Origin of the sequence: Sinomicrobium oceani (assembly GCF_900119185.1) — a bacterium.
In the GTDB taxonomy this organism is placed as follows: Bacteria; Bacteroidota; Bacteroidia; order Flavobacteriales; family Flavobacteriaceae; genus Sinomicrobium; species Sinomicrobium oceani.
In genome coordinates this window covers 37,635-49,765 of record NZ_FPJE01000025.1, presented here as the reverse complement: position 1 = coordinate 49,765, position 12,131 = coordinate 37,635, and the positions used below count along the sequence as shown (strand labels likewise).

Below are 12,131 nucleotides of genomic sequence, written 5' to 3'. Positions count from 1 at the left end.
CTATTACGATATTTCTAAGGGATTGGCATAAAAACACTTTCCCTTAGCCTCCGGAAAATCTACGATAAGACCTTCCGGAGTCTGTCGGAAAGATAGCCTTTGTCCGGTGCTTACCAAACGGATACGGCGAATTTTTTTCGGGTAATGTGCATTGCCTTCAGCCAGGCTCTTTATAACCGCTTTACCTTGCTCGGGCCACCCCATAACCGTAGCGTACAGGGTTTCTCCTTTGGTCGCAAAACGAATATCTTTATAAGAGAAAGGTTCCCCTTTCCCCTCGTTGAAACCCTGGGCCTGAAGTTCACCGGCACTTTCCTGTTGGGGACCTTCGCCAAAGATCTTCCAGGGTCGTGTACCGTATATACTTTTGCTGTTCAGAGCCATCCATTCGCCGATTTCTTCGACAACCGCCCGCTCCTGCTCATCGATAGATCCGTTTCCGCGAACGGGGATGTTGAGCATGAGGTTTCCGTTCTTACTCACCACATCGATCAGAGTATGTATCACGGTTTTTGCCGTTTTGTATTCTTTACGGTCGTATATTCCCCTGTCGTAATGCCATCCTCCGATACAGGTATCGGTCTGCCATGGCAGGGGTTCGATAGTATTGCTCTGCCCTCTCTCGATATCCCACACCATAGCCTGGCGTTGATCTTCATTAAGGATTTTTCCGGTGATAACCGCCTTCAGCTCGCCATGATCCGCGATACTCTTATTGTACATATACGCTGCAAAGCGTAAACCTACATCGCTTACAGGCCAGAACGGCAATGCCGTATCATCGAAATATACCATGTCCGGTTTGTACACATCGATCAGTTCTTTAGTACGGTTGTAGAACTTTTCCATATACGCTTCGGTGGGAGGGGCTACGCCGTTACCCCAGTTCCATTGCCTGTGGATCATGCCATTATCATGGCTGTTCTCACCCAGCGGGTGGTTCTGGGCATAGAGTTCCTGCGGATCCAGTCCTTCCCACCAGGTTCCCTTACCCTCTTTTGCAGTGAGTTTTCCGTCGTAGGGAACTCCTGCAAGGGGTCCCTTGGTATCGGCACGCTGGGAAGTTTCGAACCAACTCCACGCATGCGCGGCATGCACACTTACGGCAAAGGGAAGGTCGTATTTCCGGGCAGCATCTGCCCATCCTTTTACGATATCTTTCTTCGGACCTCTTTTTACAGAGTTCCACTCCTTCTGGTAGGTACTGTTATAAAGGTCGAGATTATCGTGGTGGTTCGCCATGGCCATGAAATATTTAGCCCCGGCTTTTTTGTAGAGTCCCACAAGATCATCCGGATCCCAACGATCTGCTTTCCACGAGTGGATAACGTCCTTAAACCCTACTTTCGACGGGTGCCCGTAATGTTCAAGATGATACTTGTACTGCCAGGAATCTTCCATATACATTCCCCTGGCATACCAGTCGCCTGCTTCCGGTTCGCACTGCGGCCCCCAATGGGCCCACATACCAAATTTGGCGTCCCGAAACCAGTCGGGCACCTGATATTTCATCAGGGATTCCCAGGTAGGCTTAAAAGGCCCGGATATTTCCGGTTGAAAAGGTGTTCCCAGCCATTGTCCCTGAGCAAATATGTTGGATAAATACAAGCCTGCCGCTGCTGCCGACATGGTCTTTAATGCATCTCTTCTTTTCATCTGTTTTTTAGTTTTCGTTATAAGTATATCCTGCCCGATGGCAGGTGGGGAGCATATTGCGCAACCATAAACCCGATGGTTTAGGTTTGCAGTACACTTCGTGATACAGCGTGCTTAGCGCTGCTGATAACCTGTATTCTGGTTGAGATGGGTATTGATCTCCCTTTCCGAAAGCGGAATGGGCCACAACTCGTTAATACCCTCTTTAAAATTACGTCTCTGATATAGAAGATATCCCTCATCATCCACATCAAATGCAGTATAATTATCAGGATCGTTAGTGAGTTTCATACCTGTAAACTGACGGTTGAGTTCTTCTGCTGCTATACCCCAGCGCAATATATCAAAATACCGTAATCCTTCGAAAGCAAATTCCACACGACGCTCTCTCCTGATGATTTCGCGAAGTTCGGCAGGATTGGTTGTCGTTACAGCGGGCATCTGTACACTACTGCGCTGACGCACCAGGTTTACCGTCTGGTCGAGGATCCCCTGATCTATGGCCCCACCTGATTCCAGATGTGCTTCCAGATACCCCAGCAATACCTCAGGATAACGGATGATAGACCAGTTTCCTCCGTAATTCATGAGATTGGCGTCAAAATCCGGGTCCATAAATTTATTGATGCAATAACCGCTCCAGTTGTATTTGTTAAATCTGTCGGGCGAATTGCTGTCCGGTCTGGACACGTAGGTGACTCCTTTAAAAACAGTACGGTCAGAGATCATAATGGTGTAATCCAGGCGGGGATCCCTGTTGTCATAGGGGTTGTCCGGATCGAATAACGGGGATTCCTCTGTCGTTTTTCCATCGATACACTCATACGCCTTGACGAGTTCGTTGTAAGGAGAAAACTGGTGCCACCCTCCCCAGGTTTCGGGGTACAGGTACTGTAAAAGTACGTGGCTGTAGGTATCCTGCTGAAATTGAGAACTCAGAATAATTTCTTTACTGAACTCTCCCCTTTCCCAGAACAGTTCGCTATACTCGGGTGCTATCTGGTACGCCCCGGCATCCATGATCTTCCTGTAGGTATTTTTGGCGTCTTCCCACTTCTTATTGAACAACTGCGCTCTTCCCAGAATAGCCAGTGCAGCCCCGGCAGTTATTCTGCCGTTTTCGCTGTCGGGTCTGGTCGGGGGAAGTATTTCCGCGCTCTCCTTCAGTTCTTTCTCTACAAAATCAAAAACCTCATTCCGGGGTGCCTGAAACACACTGTTGGCCTCTGCTATGGTCAGCAATTGTGTTACAAGCGGCACATCGCCGAAAAATATGGCCAGATTCATATAATAATAGGCTCTGAGTGTCCGGACCTCGGAGATCATCACTTGCTTCTCCTCCTCATCCATCTCCACGTTTCCTATTTTTTCAAGAAAATTGTTACATGCTGTAATCTGTGCGTAAGCACTCCGCCAATAGCCTTCGGTAACCCAATAGGCTGAGGTAAGAGTACCGTCTGTAACCCTATCCGGAATAAGCTCTTTTTCCGATCCGTTTCCGGCCATCAGGTCGAGATACAACAGTCCCCTGGGCAACCAGAAATTTTCACCGTCCCATCCCGATCCGGCATGGTAACATCCTGTCAAAGCCAGTTCGGCATCTCCCCTGGTCTTCCAGAAGGTATTATCCGAAACAGCATCGAGAGGATTTTTATCAAAGAAATCATCAGCACAGCTCCCCATTAAAAACGGGGTTACCACACATACGATCAGTTTTGCTATATATCGAGTTTGGTTTTTCATAAAATTGATCTTTGACATTGCGTTAAAAATTAACATTCACTCCAAAGGTGTATACACTGGTTATCGGATAAAAAGGGCTGTTATCGGAAGCTTCCTGTCCCATTTCGGGATCCCATCCCTTATAAAAATCATTCAGTGTAAACAGGTTTTGTCCGCCCGCATATACACGAAGCCGGGTAACTTTGAGGATTTCCAGGATTTTTTTCGGGAACGAATACCCGATTTGCAGGTTCTTCAGTCTCAAAAATCCTGCGTTTCTGTTCCAGAAGGTAGAGGGCATTAAAGTACCGCTACCCTGATTGAGGCTGGTAAGTTTGATATACTCGGCATTGCGATCCGGGTTTTCTTCGGTCCATCTACCGTCGGCCTGCCATTGCTGTATCTGGCCTCCATTGAAAAAAGCATAGGCCTGGTAAGATCCTATTTGTCTTTTATAGCCGGCAAGGCCCTGGAAGATCGCAGACAGGTCAAAGTTTTTGTAATCGGCATTGAGGTTGAGTCCGTAAGCGTATTTTGGAAAGTAACTACCGATGACCTTACGATCGTACGTGGCATCCACAACGCCATCCGGAACACCGTCCGGGCCACTGATGTCTTTATACCTTACAAAGCCGGGCTCGGCCTGATAGGGTTGGTCCGGATAGTTTGCAATATCGTCAGCATCCGTAAAGAGTCCGTCAGCCACATACCCGTAGGTAGAGTTTACGGAGTGCCCCACGAACAGGCCCTGTCCTATATCCTGTTGAAGACCGTTGGCCAACTTGGTTACCCGGTTTTTGGTGTAGGAAAAGTTAGGAGATATCCCGATGTTAAAATTACCTAAATCCATAGTGTAGTTCACGGACATTTCGAAACCGTTATTACGCACTTCAGCGGCATTGACCTCCGAAGGTGTCAGTCCGAGTACATCGGATACGGATACCTGGTACAAAATATCGGAAGTAGTTTTATCGAAGTACTCCGCAGTGATATCCAGTGCACCTTTAAGTATACTAAAATCCAGCCCGATATTTGTAACACTGGTCGTCTCCCAGGTAATATCGGTGTTGGCCAGATTGGTAAGCCTTGCTCCTGAGATCAGATTACCTCCGAAAGGATAATTTCTTCCCAGGGTTAATACATTCTGATAGGGATAGTTTCCTATATTCTGGTTTCCGAGCATCCCCCATGATGCACGGAGTTTCAGGTTCTGTATCCATCCGGCATTTTCTTTGATGAAGGATTCTTCCGAAATCCTCCAGCCGGCAGAAAAAGATGGAAAGAATCCCCATCGCCCGTCCTTCGGAAATCTTGAAGTACCGTCGTACCTGGCATTGGCTTCAAACAGGTATTTTCCGGCATAATTGTAGTTTACCCTTCCGAAAAAAGAGCGGAGCCCCCATGATGCACCGGAGCCATAAGCCTGCATATTGCTCTGTGCTCCGGCATTCAGCTCATAAAGTTCATTATTGGGAAAATCGTCCCGGTATCCCCGGAGAAAACTATCTTTGTACTCCTCCTGTGAAAAACCGGCCAGAAAGCTGAGGTTATGCGCCCCGAAATCTCTGGTATACCTGGCCAGGGCCTGTAGGGTAACCAGTTGGTTCTCGCCATCCTGAACGTTCAGATTATTTGGGCCCACGGTTTTGTTCTCATCAAAGATAAAGGAAGATGAAAAATCTTTGTTTTCGTATCCGAAGTATTTAAACCCTGCTTTTCCACTGAGTTCGAAACCTTCGAAAAGATTCCAGGTCAATTCCGTTCCCCCGAGAAAATATTTGTTTCTTCTCGAAGAAAAAGATTCGCTCGCCAGCCAGGCCTCAGGGCTGTAATTGTCCTGGTAACCGTAGGTTCCGTCCGATTTTCGCCCTGCATATACAGGCCCCTGCCTCACGGCATAACCGATGATCGAAGTGAGATCTCCGTCGTATTGTCTCGGTTCGTTAGTATCGGAGCTGTAACCGTTAAGGCTTACCTTCAGGTTGAGGTTTTCTTTGATCTGGCTGTCAAAATTCAGCAGCACATTATACTTATTGTAAGTATTCTCGGCCACTACACCATCCTGTTTGAGATATCCGAATGCGAAGAGATACTTATTTTTTTCGTTTCCCCCGGTAAAAGAAAGATTGTGATTGGTCTGAAATCCGGAACCCGAACGGAGCAGGTTTTTCAAATGTGGTACATTCGGGTAATTATCCGGATCGGAGCCGTCGGCAAACCACCCGACCTCTTCTTCGGTATAGGCATCGGCCTGGCCCTGATTTCTGTTGGCTTCGTTACGCATTCTCGCATACCCCTCGGCATCGAGAAAATCCGGAAGTTGGGTTACTTTCTGCCAACCGATATAGCTGTTGTAACTCACCTTCATATCGCCCGAACTTCCCCGCTTGGTCTCGATAAGTATAACCCCGTTGGCTGCTCTGGTACCATATATGGATGCGGAAGCTGCATCTTTGAGTATGGATATGCTTTTAATGTTATTGGGGTCTATGTCATTTATCGAAGATGCCAATCCGTCGATCAGTACGAGAGGTTCATTCCCCGCACCGGAAAACGTGCCCAAACCGCGGATCCGGATAGAAGCTCCGTCTGATCCGGGGCGTCCGGATCCCTGCTGTACAGAAATCCCGCTCGACAACCCGGCCAGGGCCTGGGAAGCTTGTGTTATCGGTCTGTCGCTTAGCTCTTCAGAAGAAATAGAGGATACCGAACCCGTGAGGTTTACCTTACGCTGGGTCCCGTACCCCACCACAACGACCTCATCGAGTTTAGCCAGGTCCTCCTCCATCGCCACATCGATCCGACTCCGGCCCGATATACCTACCTTTTGTTGTTTAAACCCTATGTAGGAAAATACAAGGGTGGCATCTGAAGGGGCCGTTAAGCTGTAATTTCCGTCAAAATCGGTAACCGTACCGATCTGTGTACCTTCCACAAGAACATTTACCCCGGGAAGTGGTGTGCCATCCTGCTCGAAAGAAACTGTGCCTTCTACACGTATATCATCCTGAGCTCCGGCATACAGGCCGGAAAACAATAGGGATGCAAACAAGAGTAACTTTAACTTCATAAACATGTAATCATAAATTAGAGGGTTATTAAAAAACTACCTCTTTTACCTGGTAGTTGTTGGTTCCGTCGCACAGTAGTGTATATTCAGAAAACCCGGAGCATCTATTTTTACTATATTTTTTTATCGGTTGAAAGAGCAGAACATATTCATTACATATTTCCGGCTCCTGAAAAAAATCTCATGTCCTACCGTTACTATCTTTATTGAGATTTAGAATAAGTTCCACGAAACGGTAAGATCAAATTTTTGTGATTCATCAGATTTTTAATCTATTTTTTCGTTAATTTAACATCCAAAACACAAAAAAGAATGCAAATAATCATCATTCATCGATTTCAAAAGTAGCACTCAAAATAATTGTAACAATTACACTAAAAAGACTTTTTTTTATTTAAAACCGAGAATTCACCTCACCACCAACCTTTTCTGTTATGAGCAAAAGTATTTTTAAGTATTCGTTCTCTTTACTTAATACCGATTATGTAAAGCTTAATTCGAGCTGGAATTATGCCAATGTCATCAGTCCGTACTACCGGATATATTATATCGATGACGGTATCGCACAACTGTCCGGAAAAGAAACCGTACTTACGCTGAAGCCCGGCTATCTCTATCTTATACCGAGCTTTACGATATGCAATATGAAATGCGACAGTTATCTGAGCCAGTATTTTCTGCAATTCTTCGAGGAGACGCCCAATGGCATTTCCCTGTTTCAGGATCAACGGGAAATTATGCAGATCAAGGCCATGGAAACGGATATTCTGAATTTTAAACGTATTCTCAAAATCAATCCGGGACGCGGGATTAACCGGTCGGACAACCCGAAGGTTTATGAAAAACAGGCCTACTATGACGAGTATATCTCATTGAACCATAAAACAAACCTTTCCCTACAGTTCGAAAACCAGGGGATCATATTACAGTTACTTTCCAGGTTCTTAAAATCGGGGAATATAGTGAAGAAACAAACGGACATTCCGTCTAAAATACTTGACAGTATGAGTTATATTCAGCTTCATCTGGACAGGAACATCACTATTACAGAGCTTGCAAAACGGGTTAACCAGAACAAGGATTATTTCTCCAGGCTTTTTCTTACCCACACCGGTAAGCGGCCTATGACCTATATTTTGGAAAAAAAAATCGAGAGGGCACAACACCTTATGCTGACGACCAATAAAACACTGCTGGAAATATCCATAGAAACCGGTTTTTCCAATGTACCTCATTTTACCAATACATTCAAGAAAATAGTCAGTATTACTCCTGCTGCCTACAGAAGACAGAACGAAAATATGGCATAGATAAACACCAGCGGGACAGAATTTCTGTTTGCATTCACCTTTACCGCTATATCAGCAGATAAAAAAGGTTAAAATATTATTCAAATTTCATCCAATCGATCTCTGCCGTACCCTCCAGGAGTTCCAGTACGAGATCATGGATCCCGGTAATCGTACGATGCAACGGAACCTTTACGGTATTCCAGGTTTCGGTTTTTGGGATTCGGGCATCACATAGAACAGGAACATTACCGTTTCCCGGGCGCAATTGCAGTATTGCCCCGGCACCAGACCGAACCCTTAACACGGCATACCCGGGTGTTTCCTTGCCAAAGTCAACGCTGTTATAACGTATCCAGCCTTCTTTTTTATCCATGATAGTCTTCCATCCCGCAAAAGTATCGGCCTGGTTCAGAAAAGTTACGGATACTCCCGTTTTGCTCTTATCGCTGTACCTGTCCGGATGTATAGGGCCCAAACTTTGAGTACGTCCTATTCCGCGTAGTGTCGGATATACTTTTTGTATGCTGCCATCTGCATTAAAAAACAAACTGTCTGCACGGATGGCGCGGTTTTTATCAAAACCCGGAGAGAGATCATTGTGGTGATAAAAAAGGTACCATTGGTCGCGGAAGTTCACCACAGACTGATGATTGGTCCAGCAACCGTCCGGCGATTCGTCCATAATAACGCCCCGGTACGTAAAAGGTCCGAGGGGATCTTTCCCGGAGGCATATTCCAGGCGCTCGGTTTTACCTGCAACATGCGGGTAGGTCATGTAGTATGTTCCTGCGCTTTCAAACACGAAGGGGCCTTCCTTAAGTCCTTCTTCCGGCAGATCCCTCAGAATTTTCGGTTCCGAAGCCAGTTCGAGCATGTTATCCCGCAGTTTTGCACCGTAGATATGTTTTTCGGACCAGTACAGATAAGCCTGCCCGTCCTTGTCTATCATTACATTCGGGTCGATCCCCCGCACTCCTCGTATGGGTAAGGGTTGTGGCACAAAAGGACCTTCCGGGCTATCGGCAACCGCAACACCTATGGAAAACCCTTTACCGTTCAGGGTCGTATCTCTGGCTTTGGCCGGAAAATAAAAAAAATATTTCCCGTCCTTCTCTATACAATCGGGCGCCCACATACTGTAAGCCGTTGCATCCGCCCAAGGCACCTCTTCCTGACTTACGATAACACCGTGATCGGTCCAATCCGTAAGGTTTTCCGATGAAAATACATGGTAGTCTTCCATACAAAACCACTTTGGCCGCAGGTGTTCTTTATCATCACAACGAATGTCGTGCGAAGGATAGACATATACCCTGTCTCCGAACACCCTTGCCGAAGGATCGGCAGTAAACTGATCTGTAATCAGCGGATTTTGCGCATACATGGCGTACCCGCACAAACATAAGACACCGTACAAGACGGCCTTTGATCTATATTTCCTGATCGAGTGTAATGTCATAACTTTTGTTTATTCACCGATACGGTCGCGTATTTTAAAATAATCGAAATCTACATGTCCGCCCGGTTGTATGGTAGCATAATTAAACAGGGCAAAACGGTATCCCATAAAATGAGGAAGTGTATATTTCATATGCAGTACATTACCTATCGGCGTCCACTGCTTCCCATCGGTACTGTAATAGAACCTGCCTTCGTCTTTTTTATCCCGGAAATCGCAATCGGCCCTAAAGTAGACCACTTCCTGTCGTAACGGAATACTTTTTACGGTCTCCGGAGTTCCCGACTCCGCGTTAATCATCACTATGTTCTTTTGTCCGTTTTCAAACCGTACGCCTGCCAGACCATATCCTTTCTGAAAAAGAGCCAGTCCGGCCACATCTCCTTCCTTCATGCCAGATACGTCAAGCGCGATCTCTCCCGAGCTTTCCGGACCTATGGTACGTTGTGTCAGTGTATTTCTGGCAAATAATACGGACTCGTCCGTCCTTGAGGTGATAATCCTAAAGAATCCTTTTTTACCGTTTATTTTCCAGTGTTCCGGATCCGGGTTATGGTTCCACTGCCACACCAAAGGCAAGATAGCTTCGTTCTTTTTTCTTTTGAAATCATCCGGGGCTACAATCCCGGGAATCAGGGATCGGTTTGCCGGTAATCCGTCCAGATTTTCCGGCACTTTTCCGTCCACCCCCAGTACCGGCCAGCCGTCTTTCCAGGTCACGGGTACGAGATAAGGGATACGGCCTACGGCACCATTATCACGGAAGAGATAGGCGTACCACCTGCCGTCGGGGGTATCGATAAGCCCGCCCTGGGCCACACCTTTATCCTGTAGGGCCACCCTACCTTCATAAGGTCCCGTGATCTTGTCGGCACGATGTATGATTACCGTACGCATTCCTCCCTTGGGCCAGGCAATGTTGAAGAGATAGTATTTCCCGTCTACCTTAAACAATTGCGATCCTTCGGCGGGAAGCCCTACATTCGGTCCGGCAGGGGCACTGGCATTGGCGATCAACACCTGCTCGGTTCCTGCTTTTATCCCCGAAAGATCTTCTTTGAGCTCTACCATACGAAGTTCCCCTCCTCCCCAAATCAGGTATATTTTACCATCATCGTCAAAAAACAGGGTATGATCGTGATAGGAAGGCTTGAAGGATATTGCTTTCCATGGGCCTTTTTCTATATCTGTTGTCGTATAAATATGGGTTTTACCCGTCGTCTGGGCAAATGTCGACAGGTAATAGATCCCATTCCGATATCGCAAACAACTGGCCCACGATCCTCTTCCGTACGTATCTTTCCCGTTGAGCATATTGAGATCATCGTTATCAGGGGCCAGCACATCATACGCATAATTTACAAGCTCCCAATTGATAAGGTCTTTCGATTTCATGATCGGGACCCCGGGATTCATGTGCATGGTCGTACTGCTCATATAATAGGTATCTCCAACCCGGATCATAGACAGATCAGGTACATCGGCATGAATTACGGGATTTCGGGCTTCGCCGGCTTGCGCTGCAAGATCTGCAGTGTATAAGACAATAAACCCGAGAATTACTGTCAGATAACGGTTGTACATTATTTTTGGTTTTTTATGTTCAGGTTCCGGAGTTGACAATTTCCGGGCTCCTTTACTTATACATGTAAATTTAACATATAAAATGCAGCATACAAATATCCCGGTATATGAGGTACGTGCAAAGCTATTATTTATAACCATTTAATTCCATCCTCCGAAACCGGGAATTGTATTCCGGACGCGTTATTTATCAGCGGGTCATCTGTATAAGAGCATCCACTACAGGTTTGGGATGGTTATTGCGGTCGAACAGGAGCGGGTAATCCGTTCTTCCCCGTACCGGCCAGTTGTTCCGCCAGGAATTACCGTCGTTGACACCCCAGAAGGTAACCCGTGTAATTTTGTCGGAGTGTTTCAGAAATAACCGGAACAAATGGGTATAACGTTCGTCGAACTGTCGCTTGATACTGTCGGTAAGTCCTTCCGCATAAGGATCCATTTCCTTACTGTATTTGAAATCAGCCGACACTTCGGCCCCTGTCCGCTCCCACGGAGAAGGCAGTACGGTAAGATCGAGTTCCGTAATCATCACCTTCGCTCCGATACCGGAAAAGGCCAGTATTGTTTTTTCCAGTTCTTCTATTGCGGGGCCGTCCAGCCCTACATGTCCCTGCATACCGATACCGTCTACGGTGATACCTTCGTCCTGCAGTTTTTTGACGAGTCGTATGATACCTGCTCTTTTTTCGGGTATTGCCGTGGAATAATCATTATAATACAGTTCGGCTTCCGGATCGGCTTCACGGGCAAACTGAAAGGCCAGTTTCAGGTAATCTTCACCGATAATCTCATAAAATTTACTTTTTCTGAGTTCGCCGTTATCCAATACGGCCTCATTGACGACATCCCAGGTATGTACTCTGCCTTTGTATCGCCCTACCACCTTATGAATATGGTCTTTCATCCGCGCTATCAGTACTTCCCGACTTACCGTATTCCCCTGGTCATCTTCAAAAAACCAGGCCGGTGCCTGCGAATGCCAGATCAGGGTATGCCCGTTGATCCACATCCCGTTCTCTTCCCCGAAAGCTACGAATTTGTCGGGCAGGGCAAAATTATAGGTATCCTCTTTGGGATGGATACGTTCACTTTTCATACAATTTTCTGCTACGATGGCATTAAATTGTTTTTTAACCAATTCCATTTCTTCTTCACTCTTCCCTGCAATCTGTCTTTCATTCAGTGCCGTACCGATATAGAATTTTCCGGCATAGGCATCCTTCAGTGTTACTACCTCAGTCCGGGCAGTAGCATTTTTACACGCAGTGATTCCCGTTGTAATTCCGCAGACACAGAGCAAGGCTACTATGATCTTTTTTCTTTTCATATTCTCCCGATATTTACATTA

At 46.4% G+C, this 12,131-nt stretch carries 7 protein-coding genes; 1 reads left to right on the top strand and 6 read right to left on the bottom strand.

The features are described 5' to 3' along the window. Positions 1-3 precede the first annotated feature (3 nt). The 3 genes from BT112_RS17810 to BT112_RS17800 all read right to left on the bottom strand — a co-directional run bounded on the left by BT112_RS17810 (position 4) and on the right by BT112_RS17800 (position 6,448). On the bottom strand, positions 4-1,656 hold the full coding sequence (locus BT112_RS17810; RefSeq protein ID WP_072318819.1) for an alpha-L-fucosidase: 1,653 nt from the start codon (positions 1,654-1,656) through the stop codon (positions 4-6). A gap of 114 nt (positions 1,657-1,770) precedes the next feature. Further along, positions 1,771-3,399, bottom strand: a complete 1,629-nt coding sequence (locus tag BT112_RS17805; RefSeq protein ID WP_072318834.1) for a RagB/SusD family nutrient uptake outer membrane protein — start codon at positions 3,397-3,399, stop codon at positions 1,771-1,773. 22 nt (positions 3,400-3,421) lie between these two features. Continuing rightward, positions 3,422-6,448 (bottom strand): SusC/RagA family TonB-linked outer membrane protein, encoded by a 3,027-nt coding sequence (locus BT112_RS17800; protein ID WP_245777066.1) that lies wholly within the window; start codon positions 6,446-6,448, stop codon positions 3,422-3,424. 434 nt (positions 6,449-6,882) lie between these two features. Between BT112_RS17800 and BT112_RS17795 the strand changes: the two genes are divergently transcribed. Continuing rightward, on the top strand, positions 6,883-7,758 hold the full coding sequence (locus BT112_RS17795; protein ID WP_072318817.1) for a helix-turn-helix domain-containing protein: 876 nt from the start codon (positions 6,883-6,885) through the stop codon (positions 7,756-7,758). Between the two features lie 76 nt (positions 7,759-7,834). Here the strand turns inward: BT112_RS17795 and BT112_RS17790 are convergent, their stop codons facing one another. The 3 genes from BT112_RS17790 to BT112_RS17780 form a co-directional block, all read right to left on the bottom strand. Next, entirely contained in the window at positions 7,835-9,199 is a 1,365-nt protein-coding gene (locus BT112_RS17790) for a family 43 glycosylhydrolase (protein WP_072318816.1), read from the bottom strand. A gap of 9 nt (positions 9,200-9,208) precedes the next feature. After that, positions 9,209-10,783 (bottom strand): glycoside hydrolase family 43 protein, encoded by a 1,575-nt coding sequence (locus tag BT112_RS17785; protein ID WP_083564984.1) that lies wholly within the window; start codon positions 10,781-10,783, stop codon positions 9,209-9,211. A gap of 190 nt (positions 10,784-10,973) precedes the next feature. Next, positions 10,974-12,110 (bottom strand): endo-1,4-beta-xylanase, encoded by a 1,137-nt coding sequence (locus BT112_RS17780; protein WP_072318815.1) that lies wholly within the window; start codon positions 12,108-12,110, stop codon positions 10,974-10,976. Positions 12,111-12,131: the final 21 nt, after the last annotated feature.